General features: G+C 53.7%; 16 protein-coding genes. 11 read left to right on the top strand and 5 right to left on the bottom strand.

Annotated features, from left to right (window positions below; all coding sequences use genetic code 11):
• Positions 1-57: 57 nt before the first annotated feature.
• Genes ACMV8I_RS07650 through ACMV8I_RS07635 form a run of 4 tightly spaced genes read right to left on the bottom strand, consistent with a single transcriptional unit; the run spans position 58 to position 4352 of the window.
• Entirely contained in the window at positions 58-1023 is a 966-nt protein-coding gene (locus ACMV8I_RS07650) for an ROK family protein (RefSeq protein WP_498864563.1), read from the bottom strand.
• A complete protein-coding gene (locus ACMV8I_RS07645) occupies positions 1020-1886 on the bottom strand; it encodes an ABC transporter permease (protein ID WP_498864562.1) in 867 nt (288 codons plus the stop codon). Before ACMV8I_RS07645 ends, ACMV8I_RS07650 begins: the two co-directional genes overlap by 4 nt.
• Positions 1886-2806, bottom strand: a complete 921-nt coding sequence (locus tag ACMV8I_RS07640; RefSeq protein WP_498864561.1) for an ABC transporter permease — start codon at positions 2804-2806, stop codon at positions 1886-1888. Before ACMV8I_RS07640 ends, ACMV8I_RS07645 begins: the two co-directional genes overlap by 1 nt.
• Position 2807: 1 nt before the next feature.
• The gene (locus tag ACMV8I_RS07635) at positions 2808-4352 is read right to left on the bottom strand and encodes an ABC transporter substrate-binding protein (RefSeq protein ID WP_498864560.1); all 1545 of its coding nucleotides are present in this window, start codon (positions 4350-4352) and stop codon (positions 2808-2810) included.
• Positions 4353-4587: 235 nt separating this feature from the next.
• Here ACMV8I_RS07635 and ACMV8I_RS07630 point away from each other — a divergent pair, with 235 nt between their 5' ends.
• From ACMV8I_RS07630 to hemB, 4 genes are all read left to right on the top strand, one after another.
• On the top strand, positions 4588-5733 hold the full coding sequence (locus ACMV8I_RS07630; protein ID WP_498864559.1) for an ROK family protein: 1146 nt from the start codon (positions 4588-4590) through the stop codon (positions 5731-5733).
• Between the two features lie 7 nt (positions 5734-5740).
• Positions 5741-7174: a M81 family metallopeptidase gene (locus ACMV8I_RS07625; RefSeq protein WP_498864558.1), complete on the top strand. Its 1434-nt coding sequence runs from the start codon at positions 5741-5743 to the stop codon at positions 7172-7174.
• Between the two features lie 30 nt (positions 7175-7204).
• Positions 7205-9043: an ABC transporter ATP-binding protein gene (locus ACMV8I_RS07620; RefSeq protein WP_498864557.1), complete on the top strand. Its 1839-nt coding sequence runs from the start codon at positions 7205-7207 to the stop codon at positions 9041-9043.
• 169 nt (positions 9044-9212) lie between these two features.
• Entirely contained in the window at positions 9213-10187 is a 975-nt protein-coding gene (gene hemB / locus ACMV8I_RS07615; protein ID WP_498864556.1) for a porphobilinogen synthase, read from the top strand.
• A gap of 26 nt (positions 10188-10213) precedes the next feature.
• On the opposite strand, the gene ACMV8I_RS07610 is transcribed toward hemB, so the two are convergent.
• Positions 10214-10432, bottom strand: a complete 219-nt coding sequence (locus ACMV8I_RS07610; RefSeq protein ID WP_498864555.1) for a YgdI/YgdR family lipoprotein — start codon at positions 10430-10432, stop codon at positions 10214-10216.
• A gap of 422 nt (positions 10433-10854) precedes the next feature.
• On the opposite strand from ACMV8I_RS07610, the gene opgB reads away from it, so the two are divergent.
• From opgB to ACMV8I_RS07575, 7 genes are all read left to right on the top strand, one after another.
• Positions 10855-13158: a phosphatidylglycerol--membrane-oligosaccharide glycerophosphotransferase gene (gene opgB, locus ACMV8I_RS07605; RefSeq protein WP_498864554.1), complete on the top strand. Its 2304-nt coding sequence runs from the start codon at positions 10855-10857 to the stop codon at positions 13156-13158.
• Positions 13159-13322: 164 nt separating this feature from the next.
• Positions 13323-14294, top strand: a complete 972-nt coding sequence (locus tag ACMV8I_RS07600) for a chemotaxis protein (RefSeq protein WP_498864553.1) — start codon at positions 13323-13325, stop codon at positions 14292-14294.
• Positions 14295-14523: 229 nt separating this feature from the next.
• Entirely contained in the window at positions 14524-14658 is a 135-nt protein-coding gene (locus ACMV8I_RS07595) for a hypothetical protein (RefSeq protein WP_498864552.1), read from the top strand.
• Between the two features lie 87 nt (positions 14659-14745).
• The gene (locus ACMV8I_RS07590) at positions 14746-15354 is read left to right on the top strand and encodes a hypothetical protein (protein WP_498864551.1); all 609 of its coding nucleotides are present in this window, start codon (positions 14746-14748) and stop codon (positions 15352-15354) included.
• A gap of 187 nt (positions 15355-15541) precedes the next feature.
• Positions 15542-16057 (top strand): GNAT family N-acetyltransferase, encoded by a 516-nt coding sequence (locus ACMV8I_RS07585; protein WP_498864550.1) that lies wholly within the window; start codon positions 15542-15544, stop codon positions 16055-16057.
• Complete coding sequence (locus ACMV8I_RS07580; protein WP_498864549.1) at positions 16054-18141, top strand: hydantoinase/oxoprolinase family protein; 2088 nt, start codon at positions 16054-16056, stop codon at positions 18139-18141. The genes ACMV8I_RS07585 and ACMV8I_RS07580 overlap by 4 nt, the downstream gene beginning before the upstream one ends.
• The gene (locus ACMV8I_RS07575) at positions 18131-20134 is read left to right on the top strand and encodes a hydantoinase B/oxoprolinase family protein (protein ID WP_498864548.1); all 2004 of its coding nucleotides are present in this window, start codon (positions 18131-18133) and stop codon (positions 20132-20134) included. Before ACMV8I_RS07580 ends, ACMV8I_RS07575 begins: the two co-directional genes overlap by 11 nt.
• The last annotated feature ends 18 nt before the right edge of the window (positions 20135-20152 follow it).

The following is a 20152-nucleotide window of genomic DNA, read 5'->3' as shown; positions in this document are numbered from 1 at the left end:
ACATCTTCATGTCCAGGTAACCCAAGGTTTGGGACTTAGGTTTAAGGATTTTGCGCGTCAAGGGCGTGGGTTCAAACGCCCCAGCACTGATGCCCCGATCATCCCGCCGTTGCTGGCAAATTTTCCAGTTATCACCAGTGGCCCCACATAATTGTGTAATGTCCCCGTCCGTACCTGCTCATCAAGTGCGGCAATAAGCGCCGTGGCATTCGCGAGGCCACCACCGACCACGATCTTTGAAGGGCCAATGATATTCACCAGCAGCGCCAGCGGCTCAGCCACCAGTTGCAGCCAGGCATTGATGGTGAGGGTCGACGCTGTTTGACCCTGCTGCCAGGCTGCGACAATTTGTTGGCTGGTGTAAGTCTGTTGATGCAAATACTGATGCAGCCGTTCCATGCCACGTGCCCCACCGAGGGTATCCAGACAACCGACCTGACCGCAGCCGCAGGGCAGACGGGGAAGTAAGAAAATACGATCGTTCAGGATCAGTTCAGTGCGGGTAATGGCGCCGTGACCCCACTCGCCGGCGACGCCGCCGTGGCCGCGCACCAGTTGACCGTTGATCACCAAACCACCGCCGACGCCGGTACCGAGAATAATTCCGGCGACAACCGGCTGGTTTTGCGCGTGCCCGGCGTAGGCTTCGGCCAATACAAAGCAGTCGGCGTCGTTGGCTGCGGTAACCGGGCGCTGTAATTCCAGGCTTAAGTCTGCGGCTAAGGCCCGGCCGGTAAAGGCCGGAATATTGGTGGCCAGCAGTTCACCCGTTTGCGGTGAAACCAGCCCGGCAGTGGAGAGCGCCAGCGGCGTGTCAGCGGGAAAATCGGCCCCAAATTGAGTCATTAATCTGTGGAACGTCGCGACAAATTCCTGCCATGATGCGGTCGGTGTTGGCACCTTACTAAATTCCTCCACCTCTCCCGTACGGTGCGAGATACCAAATTTAATAAAAGAACCGCCGATATCAGCACAAAAAACGACCGTGCCAGCGCGCATGGCGGTAATAGCTTCACTGCTCATGATCGGGTATCCAGTAAGTCGCGTAGTCCATCGCCCAAAACGTTGAATCCGAGCACGGTCAGCATGATCGCCAGACCGGGGAACAGCGAAAGATAAATATTGATGCCGAGGAAATTGCGTCCATCGCTCATCATGGTTCCCCATTCTGACATGGGTGGCTGCACGCCTAAACCGAGAAATGACAGACTGGCGGCAGCGAGGATCACTGTGCCGGCGGTCAGGGTTGATTGCACGATGAGAGGGCCGACCGCGTTGCGCAGAATATAATGTACGATGATTCGGTAGCTCGACAGCCCCAGAGACTGCGCTGCCTCGACATATTCCATCTGTTTTAGGCCCAGCGTCAGATTACGGCTCAGCCGGGCGTAAACCGGGATGGCGAACAGTGAAATAGCAATCAGCAGATTGATCAGCCCGCCGCCTAGGATACTCACCACCAAAATAGCCAGCACGATACCGGGGAAGGCGAACAGCATATCCATAAACCACATGATCACCATGTCGACGTAGCGTCCGGCCATGCCGGCAATCACGCCGAGCGGAATACCGACAACCATCGCCAGCCCGACGCTCAACACCACCTCGATAATGGAAATACGCGCGCCATAAATCACGCGGGCAAAAATATCCCGGCCATAATCGTCGGTGCCAAACAGGTGGTCTGCTGACGGTGCCAGCAGGGTGTCGATCAAATCCTGCGCATAAGGATCATGACGGGTGATCAGCGGGGCAAAGATACCCACCAGAACAATTCCCCCGACAATCATGCCGCCGAGTGTGATGGCCGGATGCCGCCACAACCAGCGGAAAAAGCGCAAGATACGCGGTTTACGCTGTGGTAACTGCGTGATAATCGCTGACATCAGTCAAACCTTATTTTTGGATTCAGAAAGGCAATCAACAGCTCGCCGAGCAGGTTCATCATCACCACGGCACACACCGCCACCAGCGCCACTCCCTGAATCATCGGATAGTCGCGGTAACGTACTGAGTCGACCAGCAGACGGCCAATGCCGGGCCAATTGAATACTGATTCAGTGACCACTGCACCACCAATCAGGCTGCCGAAGTTTAGGGCTACGATAGTAACAATCGGGATCAGCGCGTTACGAAACGCGTGGCTGCAATAGACTGTCATCGCAGATAACCCTTTGGCACGCGCGGTGCGGATGTAATCCTCCGACAGCACGTCGAGCATGCTGGAGCGTGTCATCCGTGCCATTACCGCCATCGGTAAAACAGCCAGCGTGACCGAGGGCAGAATATAGCTTTTCCACGACGTCGCCCCCAGCAACGGCAGCCAACCGAGCGACACTGAGAAATAGTTCATCGCCATCAGCCCCAGCCAGAAGTTAGCGATCGAGGCACCTGCAATCGCCAGTAGCATCACCGCATAATCAGGCCAGCGATTGCGGTACACCGCGCCAATCATTCCGGCGGGGACGCCAATAGCGACTGCAAGAAAATAGGCTAATACCGCCAGCATCAAGGTGTAGGGAAGACGCTCGCCGATCTCCTGAGTGACAGGCTGTTGTGACTGTAATGACAATCCGAGATTGCCGTGCAAAACGTCGGTGGCAAAATGCACATACTGCGTCACCAGGGGCTGATCCAGCCCGAGGCGCACGCGCATATTGTCCACCGCTTCCTGTGTTGCCTCCGGCCCGGCCATCAGGCGCGCCGGATCGCCCGGCAGCGCACGGATCGACCCAAAAATCAGCATCGACACGCCGATCAGAATGACCGGAAAGGCGATGAGTTTTTTTGCCAGATAAGCTTTCATATCAACCCTTATGTGCGTCTTTTACGACAATTTGCCCGCCGGGGATCATGGTCACGCCGGATACACCGGCGCCGGTGGCGTACAAATCATTCTGGTAATAGAGCAGTACTTGCGGTGCTTGCTGGTTGATCTCTTTCTGTGCTTCGACATAAATGGCGTTGCGGGCATTTTCATCCTGCGTTGACGCCGCTTTGTCTAACATCTCGTCCAGTTTAGGGTCATTGAAGAAGCCCAAATTGGCCCCGCCGGGTGCAAAGCTTTTGCTGTAATAGAGCGGACGCAGTTGGAGATCGGCACCATTGACGCCGGATGACCATGAGGCGAGTACCGCGCCGGTTTTATCGGCCTGTTTACCGGCCTGATCGGCGAAGGCCGCTTTGGCCCATACGCCACTCTCCATCTGACGCACATCCAGCTTCACGCCGATTTTCGCCCACATGCTTTGCAGCACCTGACCAATACGTGCGTCCTGACCCTGAACGGCGATCGACATAGTAAAGCCGTCACCTACGCCAGCTTCTTTCAGCAACGCTTTGGCTTTCTCAAGATTGAGCGGGTACGGATCGAGGGTTTTGTCATAACCGGCCGTCACTGGCGCCAGCGGCGAGTTGGCCGGGATGGCGAAACCAGACATGATGGCGCGCACCAGACCGGCCCGATCGGTGGCGAAGTTCAGCGCCTGACGAACCCGTACGTCATTCAGCGGTTTGAGATCGGTATTCAGTGCGACCCAGAACACCGCGGATCCCGGGCTTTCGTGCAGCTGAAATTTTGGATTATTTTTCAAAAGCTTGGCGAACTGCGGTGGCACCGGGTTAATCACGTCGGCTTCACCGGCCTGTAAGGCCATGTTCATCACTGAAGGCTCGGCGCTCCAGGTCCATTTAAGGTCATCCGGCCCGGAGGTTTTGTTGCCCCAATAACCCGGATATTTCTGCTCCAGCACGAACTCACCGGTTTTGTACTGCACCATTTTATACGGGCCCGTGCCCACTGCTTTGCTGTCGAGCTGACCGGCTTTGTCAGCGGTTGGGCTGACCATCAATGCCGCGCCGGTGGTCAGTAAATTGAGGAATGCAGGATAAGGTTTTTTCAGGGTGAACAGCACGGTGGAATCATCGACTTTAGTCACGCTGTCGAGGAAGGTGCGCAGGCGGCCACTGGCGGCCAGGCCGCGTTTAGCATCGAGATGGCGGGCAAAGTTTGCCACCACCGCATCGGCATTAAAAGGTGTGCCGTCATGGAAAGTCACTCCGCTGCGCAGTTTGAAGGTCCACTTAAGGCCGCTTTCATTGCTACTCCAGGAAGTGGCCAGCGCCGCTTCAGGCTTAAGTTCTGGCGACATGCGCAACAAGCCTTCATACATCGGGTCAAGCACCGTGCCGGTAAACGTGGCAGTCTGATTACCGGGGTCCATACTGCGAGGCGCTTCGTTTTGCATCACGGTCAGGGTGGCTGCGTAAAGCGGCGACGAGAGTGCGGCAAGCAATGCCGTACTGAGAAGAGTTAACCGCCTCGGGTAGCTGATTTTACTGAAACTGTTCATCGTATTTCCTCTGTCAGTGCCAAATGTGAGTGAGAAAAAAAACTGCTCAGAAACCGTCACAATTTCCTTTTTGAATGACTGAAAATAGTGTGGCCCGTGGACGGTGTAATTAGTTCATATTAAAAACTTATATAAGGCCTTTTAGTTCAAACTATGAACTAATAGACGTTGATATATCCATTTTTAATGTTTAATGTCAATGCAACTGAGTAAAATTTGAGAGCCGGAAACGAATATGTTAACTCCCTTACAACGACAGATTTTAGGCGTAATTGCAGCGTCTGACGGCATGAACCGGACAGACCTGGTGCAATTCTCCGGGATGAGTAAAGCTGCAGTCAGCGGCGTTGTTCGGGAGATGATCGACGCGGGTTTTTTGTTCGAAGCGGAAACCGTATTGGGTGCCGGACAAGGCAGACCCTCGGTGCGACTAATGGTGCATCCCGAAGGAGCCTATTTCGCCGGCGTGTCGCTACTACAGGATCCGGCGCAGATGGTGCTGATAAATCTCCATGGAGATATTCTCTCGCGGGTGACTTTCCCGCTCAGTAACGTGCCGCAAAAGTTGGCCGAAGACATCGCAGCATCATTACCTGCGCTGCTTGAACACCAAACTGGCGCTGCTGAAAAGCTGCTTGGGCTGGGAGTAACGCTGTCCGGATTTATTGACGAGCATCAGTCGACCTGTGTGCAGTCGGCGCTGCTCGGCTGGCGTGACATTCCTCTGGCGTCACTGGTCAGTGAGGCAACGGGCATAGACGTAGCGATTGAGAACGACGCCAAAGCGCTGGCGGTGAGTGAGAAACGCTTTGGTCATGCCCGTGAACTCAGCAGTTTTACCTTGGTCAGCCACGGCGCGGGCATCGGCAGCGCGCACTTCATCGCCGGTCATTTATACCGTGGTGCGCACGGCGGTGCCGGAGAAATAGCGCACAGCACTATCGAACTCAACGGCGCACCGTGCCGTTGCGGAAAACGCGGCTGTCTCGACACTATTGCTTCGCTTAATGCGTTGATGCAGGCGGCCAAAGCCGAAAAATTAAAAGTCAATTCGATGGCGGAACTGGAGCAGCTAGCGTTGCAGGGAAACAATCAGGCGGTGCGCATTCTGCATCACGCGGGAACGGCGCTGGGACTGGCAGTATCGCATCTGATCCAAATCAACGATCCGGAAATGATCCTGATAGCCCATCAGGAGGGCGCTTTTAACGGATTGTTTGGCAAAGTGGTACAACAATCCATTGATGCCAATGTTCTGCCCGGCGTCGCCGGTATGACACCGGTGCGGACATTTTCACTTAACGACGATACGTGGGCGCGCGCTGCGGCGAGCATCTCTGCGCACCGTTTTCTGGCAGGCCCTGTTTCCACTTTAAGGTAACTACATCATGCGTATAGCCGTCGGCGGTATCCATATCGAATGCAGCACTTACAATCCGGTTCTTAACGAAGAGAAAGACTTCCGCGTAACGCGTGAAGGCGCACTGCTGGCCGCGCCTTATTTCAGATTCCTGCAGGATTATCCCGCCACCTTTTTGCCGACCCTTCACGCCCGCGCCATCGCGGGTGGGCCGGTCTCCCGCGCGACCTATGATAAATTCAAAAGCGAACTGATAGCCGGTCTTGAAGCACAAAAACCTTTCGATGGCCTCTATCTGCCGATGCATGGCGCGATGTATGTCGAAGGGATGGAAGATGCTGAAGGAGATTGGATCGCTGCCGCCCGCGATGTCGTGGGACCTGATTGCCCGATCAGCGTCAGTTATGACCTGCATGGCAATGTGTCGCAGAAAATTATTGATGCCATTGACATGTTTTCTACTTACCGCACCGCGCCGCACATTGATACCGAAGAGACGATGCGTCGCTCGGTGGCCATGCTGATCAAAACGCTACAAACCGGCGTGAAACCGACGCTGCTATGGGTGCCGGTTCCGGTAGTATTACCGGGCGAGCGCACCAGTACCGAAGATGAACCGGCCAAAAGCCTTTACGCCCGTTTACCGGCGATGGATGAAATTGACGGCGTGTGGGATAGCTCGCTGATGGTGGGCTATGTCTGGGCGGATGAACCACGCGCCACGGCGGCGGTGATCATGACCGGTACCGACCAGACTGTGCTTGAGCGGGAGGCGAAAAAGCTGGCACAGGCCTACTGGGATGCTCGCGAAGATTTCGTATTTGGCTGTGAAACTGACACCGTCAAAGCTTGCATATCGAAAGCGATGGCCAGCGAAACCCGACCGGTGGTGCTGGCGGATTCGGGTGATAACCCGACCGGTGGCGGTGTGGGTGACCGCGCAGACGTGTTGGCTGAGCTTATCGCGCAATATGCCGAAGGCGTGATTGTCGCAGGTATCACGGATTTAGCCGCCACCGAAGCGGCGTTTAATGCCGGCGTGGGCTCAGTATTGACTCTGACGCTGGGCGGGTCGCTGGATCACTCCAGTCCGCAGGTTAAGGGTGAGTTCGAGGTGGTACTGCTGCTCGATGCATTGATGTCTGCCGATCGGCAGGCGGTGCTGCGCATTGACGCCATCGACGTGGTCGTTTCGGCGCGTCGCCGCCCTTATCACCACATCAGCGATTTCACCGCGCTGGGGCTGGATCCGCACTCAGCCAATATTGTGGTGGTGAAGTCCGGCTATCTCTCGCCGGAACTGGCACCGATTGCCAGTCCGAATCTGATGGCACTTTCTAACGGCGTGGTGGATCAGTTTGTTGAACGCCTGCCACGCAACCGCAAAGTGCGCGACACTTTCCCGTTCGATAAAGATTTCAGTTATACGCCGCAACCGGTGCTTTCTGCCCGTAGCCGTTAATTATTGTCCTGAATTTGTCGGAGAAGCATCATGCCCATCATCTTGACAGAAACTGTCTCCCCGCCGCGCCTGCCGGTACTGGAAGTGAAAAATCTCACCACATCATTTCGTGGTGAAGATGACTGGCAGCCGGTGGTGAGGGACCTTTCTTTTGAGGTTTATCCCGGGGAAACGCTGGCGATTGTCGGCGAGTCCGGCTCCGGTAAAAGTGTCACGTCGCTTTCGATAATGCGTTTGCTCAAGGCTAACTCAAGTAAAATTGAAGGCGCGGTCAGCCTCAACCAGCGCAGTTTGCTTGGCTTATCTGACAAGGCAATGCGCGATATTCGCGGCAACGAAATGGCGATGATTTTTCAGGAGCCGATGACGTCTCTGAACCCAACGTTCAGCATCGGCAGGCAGATTGCCGAAAGCCTGAAGCGCCATCGCGGCTTGTCCTCAAAGGCTGCCCGCGCAGAAACCTTGAAACTGCTGGAGAAAGTGCGGATCCCCAATGCTAGCGAGCGCTTTGACGAATATCCGCACCAGTTTTCCGGCGGCATGCGTCAGCGGGTGATGATTGCCATGGCGCTGGCGCTGAAACCCAAACTGTTGATTGCTGACGAGCCGACCACCGCGCTGGATGTCACCATCCAGGGCCAGATCCTCGATCTGATCAAAACCTTGCAAGAAGAGGAGGGCATGGCGGTGCTGTTTATCACCCATGATATGGGCGTGGTGGCAGAAATCGCCGACCGCACGCTGGTGATGTATCGCGGTGAATGTGTCGAAAGCGGCGAAACCGCCGAATTGTTCCATCATCCGAAACACCCATACACTCGCGCGTTGCTGGCTGCTGTGCCGAAACTGGGTTCGATGCAGGGGCGTGACTGGCCGCTGCGTTTCCCACAGATTGACCTGCAAACCGGCGTAGTCAGCCAACCGCGGGAAGTGGCCAACACGCCGGATACCCGTCAGTCCCCGGTGCTCTCGGTGAAAAACCTCAGCGCACGTTTCCCGGTGTATGGTGGTTTATTCAGCCGCCAGGTCGGCGCGGTGCATGCGGTCGAGAACATCAGTTTTGATCTGCTCCAGGGGGAAACGTTGTCGCTGGTGGGTGAATCTGGCTGTGGAAAATCCACCACCGGCCGCGCCGTAACGCGGCTGATGACCCCACACAGCGGAGCGATCGACTTCGATGGCTTCGACGTGATGAACATCAACAAGCGCGAAGTTCTGCAAATGCGTCAGCGTATCCAGATGATTTTTCAGGATCCGTTCGCCAGTCTGAATCCACGTATGCGCATCGGAGAGGCGCTGATCGAGCCGATGCTGCAACACAAACTGCATAACCGCACCGATGCCAAAGAAAAAGCCGCCGCGCTACTGCATAAAGTTGGGCTGACGCCGGATATGATGCGCCGTTTCCCGCACGAGTTTTCCGGTGGCCAGCGCCAGCGGATCTGCATCGCCCGTGCCTTAACCCTCGACCCCAAAGTGATTATCGCCGATGAATCGGTGTCGGCGCTGGATGTGTCGGTCAAGGCACAGGTCGTTAATTTACTGCTCGACCTACAGGAGAGCATGAACCTGTCGTACCTGTTTATCTCTCACGACATGGCGGTAGTCGAACGTGTCAGCCACCGGGTGGCGGTGATGTACCTTGGGGAAATTGTCGAAATAGGCCCACGCGCTGCGATTTTTGATAATCCGCAGCACGCCTATACTCGTAAGCTGATGGCCTCGGTGCCGGTTCCGGACCCGGCGCGTCGCGCCCTCAAACGTCATATGCAAGTTGATGAACTGAAAAGTCCGGTGCGCGATAACCATTATGTACCGCCGGTCAGGCAGTACAGTGAAGTGTCAAAGGGGCACTTCGTACAGATTTGATGAACAGGCGACTTTATTTGCTATTTTGAACGCAGTCAGTGTTCAGCCCCTCACGTAAAGTTCATCATTTTTATACGCGTTGTTATAAAATCACCCCCTCGCCTTTTGCCATCCTATCTGGCATGCGAAATTTTTTTACACGCAACAGGCTAATTTCTTAGGAGTTTTCATGTCTAATCAGTTCCCAGCCTCACGCCTTCGCCGCCTGAGACAGTCCGACTCAATGCGTACTCTTTTTCAGGAAACCGCATTTAGCGTGAATGATCTGGTTCTGCCGATTTTCGTTGAAGAAGAGACATCTGAATACGTGCCGATCGAAGCCATGCCTGGCGTAATGCGCATTCCAGAATCTCGTCTGGCGTTTGAGATTGAGCGCTATGCCCGCGCCGGGATCCGCTCGGTGATGACTTTCGGTATTTCCAAACACATGGATGCCACCGGCAGTGATACCTGGAACGAGAACGGTCTGGTGGCCCGCATGGCGCGCATCTGCAAAGATACCGTGCCGGAAATGATCGTCATGTCCGACACCTGTTTCTGCGAATACACCTCGCACGGTCACTGCGGTGTATTGCACGATCATGGGGTAGACAACGACGCCACGCTGAAAAACCTCGGTAAACAGGCGGTGATTGCCGCCGCTGCCGGTGCAGATTTCATCGCGCCTTCTGCTGCGCAAGACGGTCAGGTACAGGCCATTCGCAGCGCGCTGGACGCTGCTGGTTTTATCGACACCTCGATCATGGCCTATTCCACTAAATTTGCCTCGTCGCTGTACGGTCCATTCCGTGAAGCGGGCGGCAGCGTGCTGAAAGGCAACCGTAAACAATATCAGATGAACCCAATGAACCGCCGCGAAGCGGTGCGTGAGTCGTTGATGGATGAACAGGAAGGCGCTGATGCATTGATGGTGAAACCGGCAGGTGCTTATCTGGATGTGATCCGTGACATTCGTGAAGCCTCCCGCCTGCCGCTAGCGGCGTATCAGGTCAGCGGTGAATACGCGATGATCAAGTTCGCAGCACAGGCCGGAGCTATTGATGAACGTGCGGTAGTACGTGAAAGCCTCGGCGCTATCAAGCGTGCAGGTGCGGATATCATCCTGACTTATTTTGCGATGGATATCGCAGAGCAGGGCGTGTGATCCCCGACTAAACCTTAGCCATTCCGTTAGATCTTAGTCATCCCGGCGATGTCATTGGTGTTCATCAGATGATAATCGCCGTTCAAATCTGTGTAACTGGTCATGCCGGTACTCTTATCGAGTTCCGGTTTACCGTGGCTGATAAAGCTGTCGCCGGATTTGGTGTTCACCGTGTAATTGCTGGTACAACCGGCTAAACCCAGGATCAGGGCGACGACGGGCAGTAAAGCTATCTTGTTAATCAATGGAGTATTCCTTTTTAAGGCCATGAGTGCTTTGTGCACTAAGGTAACGTATTCCAGAGACCCAAGAGTAAACAATCACAATAAATTATCAAATCTTCGCCCGCTATTGTTCGCCCGCTAATGTTCACCGCTGAGAATTAACTGAAATTGCGCGCGTTTATGTGCATGCGCACAATTTAACTTGCTGTTGCCAAATGTTGCGACATAATTAAAGTCACGTTAATTTTTTAATACAAAGCACGCGAAAATGATCACAATTTTGACCATTTAAGGCTTGATGAGGCTTGGTTGAACTTCGCAACAAAAAATCGTTGACCTTGTTGATTTTATTACGTTATATAGCGCACCCCGTTTTTTACGGCACCTGCGCATCGCAGGCATCATTCCCGTTTTCAACCTTTTTACCTTGCAGGGCACGGCAGATGGTTTCAGATTTAGTTTCATTCTTGTTTTTCATATCGTCGATCTTTCTTTATGTCCGACGGGCCTCTGCCGGGCGCGTATGGTTTTCTCTGCTGCTGTTTTTCCTCAGTCTGTACGTCATTCTTAATCTGGTACTGATCGGCAGTAACTATTTTACCGGCGATGGTATTACTGATGCGGTGCTCTACACCCTGACCAGCAGCCTGAAAGGCGCGGGCATGAACAAGTATATTCTGCCATTTTCCGGGCTGGTGGTGACGCTGGCAACGATCGTGACGCTGCTGGTCTGGTGCCTGAAAAAGCGCCGGACCCATAACAGCAGCTGGGTTTACAGCGTGCTTGCGGTGATACTGGCGGTGTTTTCTGTGGGGTCGACCCAGGCCTTCCAGAACATTTCGCGACTGGTTAAAACGCAAATTAGCGGCGATACCGCAGATTTTGATACCTACTACAAAATGCCGCAAAAAACGGTCAAAGGTAAAAAACCGAATCTGGTCTACATCTATGGCGAAAGTCTGGAGAGAACTTATTTCGACGAACAGACGTTCCCCGGGCTGACAACCGAACTTGCGCGTCACAAAGATGCCAGCATCGATTTCACCGCCACGCGTCAGGTGCCGGGTACCGGTTATACCATCGCCGGGATGGTCTCCTCCCAGTGTGGTATTCCGCTGTTTGCTCCGTTTGATGGCAATGCATCCAGTGCGCTTTCAACGTTTTACCCTAAAAATGTCTGCCTCGGTGATGTCCTTAAAGGTGCGGGTTACCAAAACTATTTCTATCAGGGCGCGGAGCTGGCGTTTGCGGGTAAAGGGACTTTCCTCAAATCCCACGGTTTCGACTATCTCTATGGTTATAACGAACTGCGCAGCACGGTAGCGGATCCGGCTTATAAAAACGACTGGGGTTGGTATGACGACACCTTGCTGGACGAGGTTTTCAAGAAATTTGTCGCACTGAGCAAGGCGGGTCAACCGTTCTCGCTGTTTACCCTGACGGTGGACACCCATCATCCGGACGGTTTTATCTCGCGCGGCTGTAGCAAAAAAGAGTATTTCTACAATAAGAAAGAGAATCGTTCACTGAGCGCAGTGTCGTGCAGTCAGCAACTGGTTGCGGCGTTTATCGATAAAATCAAAGCCTCCGGATACTACGACAACACCATTATTGTGGTGAGTTCGGACCATTTGGCCATGAACAACACCGCATACGACATTCTGAACAAGAAGAATCGCAAAAATTTGTTCTTCGTGATGGATGGCCGTAACCCGCAGGCTGAGTTGAACAACGCCAAACGCAGTACTATCGATAATGGTGCCACCGTATTGGATTTGATGGGGGGTGATAACTTTATCGGTCTGGGCCGCAGTGGTCTGTCAGGCACTTCACTGGCAACGCAGTTTATGAATATCGACGAGAAAATAGAAGGTTGGAAACCCGCCGTTATCAAGCAATGGGGCTTTCCGAACAGCATCAGCCACTATGTGGTGGATAGCAAAGACAATACCTTTACCTTCTCCGGTATGACAATCAAGGCTCCGTTTATTCTTAAAGTCACGTTGAACAAAATTGAGCCAATGTTTGACGTCTATTTATCAACACCGTTGAAAAAACAGCTGGCCTCACTGACCGCCAGCGACAATTTTGTCTGGGTGGATAAGTGCTACGAGATGGGCCGCATATGGGCACCAGAACTGGCGCTGAACACCGGGCTGTGCGTAGTGTCGGGTAATCTGGCTTCTAAGCCTGTTATCGTGCAGCCGAAAGAAGGGGTATACAAAGGCAGCGTCGATTTCACCAAAGCGTCAGCCGGTAGTCTGGACGTATACCAGGAGACCGTTAAAAGCCTGAATATTGATGGCGCACAAGTTAAATACCAGTCACCGGCTATCGCCTTTATGTTGCCTGGTTTACCGCAGCAGGTGAAAGCGATCACCGGCGTGTCCGATATTGAAAACTGGGGCCGCTGGTCGGATGCCAATGTGGCACCGGCCGTGAAAATTGATTATGTCGATCCACTCCCCGCCCATTTCGACGTCGTGCTGCGTGCCCGCGCCTATGGCAATAATATTGGCAAACCTATTTCGGTGAAAGTTGGCGACGAGGAGCAATTTGTCACTTTTACTGACCAAGACGAAACCCTTACCTTGCAGTTCTCCAATCCGGGCGACGCACAGAGCATCGTCATCACACCGCCGTCACCGACCGAGCCAACCGAAGGCACCAGCGGCGGTTTCGAGCCGAGGAAGCTTGGCATCGGGCTGGTCTCGCTGTCGATTGAGGACAGGAATACGCGGTCGTAGTCTGATTTAAATCTCTGCCCAAACTAAAACCCGCTTAAGTCAACTTAAGCGGGTTTTTCTGTTATTACGCCTAAGCATTTTGCACGGATTGCCGATAAAGAGATCAGTCTTACAAAATACGTGTAGGTCAGCGCTCATCACACAGTTTTCTCATTGGGGAAAGTATGGATAATTTTCAGAAAGACATCGATGAGAGAACCAATCTCACTTCATCAAACCGGTTTGAGCTGCTGCTCTTCCGCTTGGGGGCTTCGCCGGATGAAGAACAGTCGGAGTTGTATGGGATCAACGTGTTTAAGCTGCGTGAAATCGTTCCGATGCCGACGCTGACTAAAGCGGCGGGCATGACGTCGCCGATGATGGGGATGGCGAATATCCGTGGCGAAATTATTCCAGTGATTGACCTTCCTGCCGTGGTGGGTTGTGTACCCAAAACCGGGCTGAATATTTTGCTGGTCACTGAATATGCGCGCAGTACGCAGGCGTTTGCGGTGGAATCCGTTGACGATATCGTGCGCCTTGAATGGAGCCAGGTGCTGGCAGCTGAATCCGGCGTTAAGAGCCGCAATATCACCAGCATCGCGCGTCTGGACAACGATACCGCCAGCAACCGTCTGGCGCTGGTGTTGGACGTTGAGCAAATCTTATATGACATCGTACCGCCGGAACGCAACACCAAAATTGACAGCGAGAAAACCAGAGCGTTTGATCTGAAACCGGGCACGGTTGCGATTGTGGCGGAAGACTCCAAGGTTGCCCGTCTGATGCTTGAGCAGGGGCTGAATTCGATGGAAATTCCGTCCATTATGCACGTTACCGGCCTTGAAGCCTGGAACAAAATCAAAAAGATGGCGGAAGAGGCAAAAGCAGAGGGCAAGCCTATCTCGGATAAAATCTCGTTTGTATTAACCGATTTGGAAATGCCTGAAATGGACGGTTTTACGTTGACGCTGAATATTAAACGTGATGAGTTCCTGAAAAATATTCCGGTGATCATCCACTCTTCATTATCCGGCAGCGCTAACGAAGATCACGTGCGTAAAGTCGGCGCTGACGGTTATGTCGCGAAGTTTGAAATCAACGAACTCGAAGCGGCACTTCACAAAGCCCTTGATGCCAAGAAAGGCCGTTACTAAGCGATTCTGGTCCGGTACGCCGGACCAGAAAAAAGCCTGAGTACGGCAGTCTGGCGACTGACGGCAATCACCATGCTTTCGGGCAATGCTGCGCGCAGATGATGTGGCAGGGCGACAGCGGTTGTCTCGTCTAGATCGCTGTGCCCGTTCATTGCGTCCTTTCTATCTTGTCCTTCCGGTTGCATTTTTTGCCCTCCCAATTGCTTTCCTGCACAATAGATCGATATATATGTTGTATTATCGTGCCAAGATAAGCCTGCGCGTCAGCCATATTGTTAAAATGGCGCGGTTTTATCAGCCACCACAGAAATACGCTCTACGCAAAATCGGCGGTATCACTGATATTCCTCTGGTGTCGGCCTAGCAATATTTTAAGTTACTCATGAAGAACAAGAACGAACAGTCCGCTTTCCTATTAGTAATGGAATTTATTATAAGAGAGGGTTTTACATTGAAACTAATTTTTTCATTATCTGGCGTTTTGTTATTAACAGGATGCTCAATTTTCTCTACGGTATCTGACAATAATAAGAATCTAACGGATTATTCCGGAGATGAAAAAGTAGGCATTGCATTTAATATTTCTGACGATCAGGTTAGAGTCTATCCGGAGACGAAGAGTTGTATTGATTTATACTCTAAAAACAACGGCTTTGTACCCAGAGGTTTAATGAGTAATGGTGCTTTTTCTAATGGAAAAAAAATAGGAATGCCCGAAGTCGAGGGCATCAATAAAAAAAGCCAAGAGTATTGGATTAGCGCTAATGACCACATTGCAGTAAGGGTACTTTACACGGGAGAAAAAAGAAGGACGAACATCTGGACACCTAAAGTTACTGTGTCTGAGAGCATCATCTCTTTCAAACCCCAACCTGGAATGTTCTATTATGTGACGGTTGATTTTGACCACCAAAATGTTCAAACCGGAAAGTATTTGAGGGTTTATCAGATCGAAAATGATAGTGCAGGCGTGAAAAAACTTAAGCACGTAGACATCCTGAAAATTGATAATTGTCCGGGACAACAACCATGGTACACGCGGGGCGGTGCTGCAATTTAATACTCTTGACTTTGGTTCGTCACGTTGCCGGCAAGGAGTAATGAGTGACTGACGTTAACTCTCCCATTTTGATGCCTGATCTCTGAGAGAATAAGGCTGGCTCCATCGATTGCCGATGGCTGGCGCTAACACTGCCCACCGTTGTGTGTTTTAACTGTCTTACCGAGCAACCAGACAGGTAACCGACATGGCGTGGGGCAACGAAAGCAAAATAGTGGAGTGGGCGCGTGACGGAGTGGTACTCAGTACCGACCGCGCCAGGTTAGACATCGACAAAGTTCATCATTTCCTCTGCGTACAATCGCTCTGGGCCAGAGGCCAGCCGCGAGAAACCCTGCTGCGTTCTATCGACAACTCTGTGGCTCTGGGGCTCTACTGCCAGGACCAGCAAATAGGTTTTGCCCGCGTCGTGACCGATTTTTCCCGCCTGGCGTATCTGATGGACATCTTTATTGATGAAGCCTATCGCGGGCGAGGACTCGGTACCTGGCTGTCAGAGGTGGTGCGCAGCCATCCGGATTTAATCAACATCTCAAAGTGGATGCTGACCACCAGCGATGCGCAGGCGGTATATCAGCGTGCAGGCTGGAATCTTGTCGCTTGCCCGCAGAATGTCATGGAGATCACTCGCCTAAATCCCGCAAGTCCTGCCTCGGCACGGTTTACTGAAACGGTTATTACCGTAAAGGAAAGCATCAGATGACTTACCGAATTGGTGTAGACATCGGCGGGTCGTTTACCGATTTTGCCGTGCTTGATGAACGCGACAATAGCATACGTACCCTGAAGGTGCTTTCGCGGCCCGACAGTCCGGGGAGTGAAATCACCACCGGATTAACCCAGCTGCGGGATAGATTTGGCATTAATCCAGAAGAGGTTCACTACTTCACTCACGGCACCACCGTGGGCGTCAATGCGGTGATCCAGCGTAAGGGCGTCAAGCTGGCACTGTTCACCACCGAAGCATTCGAAGACGTACTTGAGCTGGCACGCCTGAAGATCCCGCACATTCATGACCTGTTTTCGCGTCGCCCGGAGCCGCTGATTAGCCGCGACCGCGTGTTCCCCATTAAAGAACGCACCGACAGCCAGGGCCGCATTTTGCAGCAGGTTGACCCTTCCTCAGTGATGGCGGCGGTAGAGAAAGCCAGGTCTCTGGGTTGTGAAGGCATCGTGGTGTCATTTTTGCACGCCTATCGCAACGGCAGCAACGAAGTGCGGGTTCGTGAAATGATCGCTGAACTCGCACCTGAACTGCTGACCTCCTGTTCGGCTGAAATCTGGCCAATCATTCGTGAATATGAACGTACGATCACCGCGACCATCAATGCCTACGTACAGCCAAAAGTGATTAATTATCTCGGCGCTTTTGAGCGCGCGCTGGCCGACATGGGCGTGCCGGTGCCGCCGCGGATAACCAAGTCAAACGGCGGCGTAATGAGTGTCGATCAGGCGAAGGCCGAGTGCGTGCAAATGATCCTCTCAGGCACAGCCTCTGGTGTCATTGGCGCAGGTTATATCGCTGACCAGTGCGGTTACGACAAATTACTCAGTCTGGATATCGGCGGCACCAGCGCTGACGTTGCGGTGATTATTGACGGCAGACCTGAATACGGCAGCGGGGAGGTAATTGGTGAATTCCAGATCTTTATTCCTTCGGTTTCGGTCACGTCTGTAGGACAAGGAGGCGGTTCGCTGGCGTCGATTGACCCACTCGGCGTGCTGCAAGTCGGGCCAGACAGTGCGGGCTCTTTGCCCGGTCCGGTGTGCTATGGGCGCGGAGGCCAGCAGGCAACGGTCACCGATGCCTTTGCCGCCTGTGGATTACTCGGACACGGCGCTTTGGGCTATAGCGCGGTGAGTGTGGATGTAGATGCTGCTCGCCGAGCCGTGGACCGGTTGGCCAAACCGCTGGGGATTTCGATTGAGGAAACCGCCGAAACGATTATTCAGCTGGCTATATCGAGCATGTATACCGACACCAGCGGGCTGGTCTCACGCTTTGGGATCGACCCGCGTGAGTTTTACTTTTTGGCCTTTGGCGGCGCCGGTCCGATGATGGGGTGCTATCTGGCACGCGAACTGAACATGAAAGGCGTCGTGGTGCCACCAACGCCGGGCGTACTCTCGGCGTTAGGTGGCCTGGTCGCCGACCTGAAAAATGATTTTATCCGTACCCTGTACCGGGACCTGAACGCCGAATGCCTGACTGAAATAACTTTCGCCGCCGGACAGCTTAAGCATGATGCTATCGGCTGGTTGCAGCGCGAACATGGGGCAAACTTGCCGTACAGACTGCAATTTTCTGCCGACATGCGTTATCGCGGGCAGTCATTTGAAATCGAAGTGCCGCTGGAAAACGGTTGGCTGGAGCAGGGTGATCCTACTCCTGAGGGGCTGGCCTCAATCAGCGCCGCTTTTAATCAGCAGCATCTGAAAATCTTCGGCCACAGCGATACCCGCGCCGCGATGCAAATTATCAATCTGCGTTTGGTGATCATCTCACCCACCGCGCGTCCAGACTTGCAGCAACTTTCTCGCAGTGAGGCTGCTGTGCTACCGCAGTCGACCGTCAGTGCGTGGGTCGACGGCGCACAGCACGATGTGATGGTGGTGCGCCGCGACCAACTGCTGGCAGGGCAGCGTTTCACCGGTCCGGCGATTGTCGCTCAGGATGACTGCACCACCTGCGTGCCAACCGGTATGCAGGTTGAGGTTGATACCTTTGGCAATTTGATCATTACCCCAATGACAGAACGCGGTGAGGAGTTGAAGCATGGCTATTGATGGACGCAACTTGCAGATTTTGGCCAACTACTGCGCCGCGGCTGCCGATGCGATGGCGTTTACGCTGATGCGCACCGCCCATTCAACGTTTGTAAAAGAAACCGAAGATTTCTCCTGCCAGATAGTGACCCGCGAAGGATTGGCTTTCGCCTCACCGCGCAGTTTTGGCGCGCCCTGGTATAGCGGCATCGATTATGCCCCGGTTTTGGCGCTAATTGACGACTATCAGGAAGGTGATATTTGTATCACCAACGATTCCTACGCGGGCAATGTGGCGACGCACTCGCCGGATATACACATCTGGAAGCCGGTTTTTTATCAGGGAAACATCGCCTGTTTTGTCGTGGGGCACATTCATAATACCGACGTCGGCGGCGCCGTACCGGCCTCTTTATCACGCTCGTTAACCGAAATTGTTCAGGAAGGGTTGCGAATTCCGCCGCTAAAAATCATCTCGGGCGGGCGGATGAATGAAGATGTGGCAAGGATCATGCGTCTGAATGTCCGTGCGCCGGATCAGAACTGGGGAGATTTTAATGCGCAGATAGCCTCGGTGAACATTGGTGAACGCAAGATTCAGGAGATTATTGCGCGCTTTGGCATCGAAGATTTTTTGCAAGGCATCGACGGAATTCTCGATTACGCTGAGCAGCAGGCGCGCAACATTATTGCCACTATTCCAGACGGAGAGTATTTCTATGCCGACTACGCTGATGAAGATGGTGACGGCGGCTATCCCTGCCGTATTGCCGTTACGCTGCGCATTACGGGTGAAACCCTTGAACTGGACTACACCGGCAGCGACCCGCAGCTCACGTCCTCATTAAATATGCCAACCGGTGGGCGAGAAAGACACCCGCTGGCACTGGTGGGGGTGACTTACGTACTGTCGACGCTTGACCGCCGGCTGCTGCTCAATGCCGGAACACTGCGGCCAACGCGGGCGATTCTGCCGCATGGCACGGTGATGAACTGTGAAGAGCCGGCAGCGGTTGGGATGCGCTCATTAACCTGCGCGGTAGCGCAGATTGCCACACTTGGCGCATTTTCACTGGCGGTGCCCGACAGGCTGCCGGCTAACTCACCTGGTGGAAACTCGATTGTTAATATAAGAACGGTAGATACCCAGAGCCGCACGGTGGTGGCCTCGATTGGTCCGGTTGGCGGAGGGGCGGGCGGCACCCCCCGCCACGACGGCCCTGACGGATCCGGTGGTCTGTCGGCGTTTCTCAAAAATACGCCGGTAGAAATCAACGAGGCTGAGGTGCCCATTCTGGTGCGGCGCTATGGCCTGTTTCCTGACAGCGGTGGCGCAGGGCGTTTTCGCGGTGGGATGGCAACGGTGATGGAGTTTGAAGTTACCGCACCCAACACGGTGGTCACCGCCCGCAACCGTAATCGCTCAGTGTTTGCGTCTGCCGGTGCGGCGGGTGGCAACGCCGGTAAAAATTCGAGCTTCCAGACCCATCCTGATACTGAACAGCAGATTGAACACGGCAATATTGATGTCATTAAATGCGGCCCTGGCGACATTGTGCGTCTGATTGGCCCGGGCGCGGGCGGTTATGGCCCGGCACGAGAGCGTTCGCCGCAGAGCGTATTGCGCGATGTACAGTGTGGCTTCGTCAGTCTGGCAGGCGCGCGTCGCGAATACGGGGTGGTGATCCATAACGGCGTTATCGATGCTTATGAAACAGAAATAGCCCGTAGCACCCTGCCTGGCTCCGGCGGTGAGCATTTTGACTACGGCAGTGCCCGCCGCGCCTTTGAAGCCGTCTGGACCCGTGCCCGCTATGCGTTGCTGACCGAGTTTCTGGCCTCAATGCCGGTTGTCTGGCGTCATTTCCTCAAACATCAGATATTTGCCGCCGTTTCCTCGGCGCATGCGGTGGTCGATGAACAGGCCATGAACCTACAGATGGCAGAAATCTTGCATGGATTATTGGAGAAGTTTCCGGCAATACGCGGACAACAGTTGGCCCGAGCGCGTTAGCGGCGTTATGACATCCAT

Origin of the sequence: Ewingella sp. S1.OA.A_B6 (genome assembly GCF_049889095.1) — a bacterium.
GTDB lineage: Bacteria > Pseudomonadota > Gammaproteobacteria > Enterobacterales > Enterobacteriaceae > Ewingella.
The sequence above is the reverse complement of the archived record's forward strand: the minus strand, read 5'-3'. Positions and strand labels throughout refer to the sequence as shown.

Bases quoted from the DNA above. Each gene is read 5' to 3' on its own strand.
- ACMV8I_RS07650 (WP_498864563.1), bottom strand. From the start codon at position 1,023: ATGAGCAGTGAAGCTATTACCGCCATGCGCGCTGGCACGGTCGTTTTT.
- ACMV8I_RS07645 (WP_498864562.1), bottom strand. From the start codon at position 1,886: ATGTCAGCGATTATCACGCAGTTACCACAGCGTAAACCGCGTATCTTG.
- ACMV8I_RS07640 (WP_498864561.1), bottom strand. From the start codon at position 2,806: ATGAAAGCTTATCTGGCAAAAAAACTCATCGCCTTTCCGGTCATTCTG.
- ACMV8I_RS07635 (WP_498864560.1), bottom strand. From the start codon at position 4,352: ATGAACAGTTTCAGTAAAATCAGCTACCCGAGGCGGTTAACTCTTCTC.
- ACMV8I_RS07630 (WP_498864559.1), top strand. From the start codon at position 4,588: ATGTTAACTCCCTTACAACGACAGATTTTAGGCGTAATTGCAGCGTCT.
- ACMV8I_RS07625 (WP_498864558.1), top strand. From the start codon at position 5,741: ATGCGTATAGCCGTCGGCGGTATCCATATCGAATGCAGCACTTACAAT.
- ACMV8I_RS07620 (WP_498864557.1), top strand. From the start codon at position 7,205: ATGCCCATCATCTTGACAGAAACTGTCTCCCCGCCGCGCCTGCCGGTA.
- hemB (WP_498864556.1), top strand. From the start codon at position 9,213: ATGTCTAATCAGTTCCCAGCCTCACGCCTTCGCCGCCTGAGACAGTCC.
- opgB (WP_498864554.1), top strand. From the start codon at position 10,855: ATGGTTTCAGATTTAGTTTCATTCTTGTTTTTCATATCGTCGATCTTT.
- ACMV8I_RS07600 (WP_498864553.1), top strand. From the start codon at position 13,323: ATGGATAATTTTCAGAAAGACATCGATGAGAGAACCAATCTCACTTCA.
- ACMV8I_RS07595 (WP_498864552.1), top strand. From the start codon at position 14,524: ATGTTGTATTATCGTGCCAAGATAAGCCTGCGCGTCAGCCATATTGTT.
- ACMV8I_RS07585 (WP_498864550.1), top strand. From the start codon at position 15,542: ATGGCGTGGGGCAACGAAAGCAAAATAGTGGAGTGGGCGCGTGACGGA.
- ACMV8I_RS07580 (WP_498864549.1), top strand. From the start codon at position 16,054: ATGACTTACCGAATTGGTGTAGACATCGGCGGGTCGTTTACCGATTTT.
- ACMV8I_RS07575 (WP_498864548.1), top strand. From the start codon at position 18,131: ATGGCTATTGATGGACGCAACTTGCAGATTTTGGCCAACTACTGCGCC.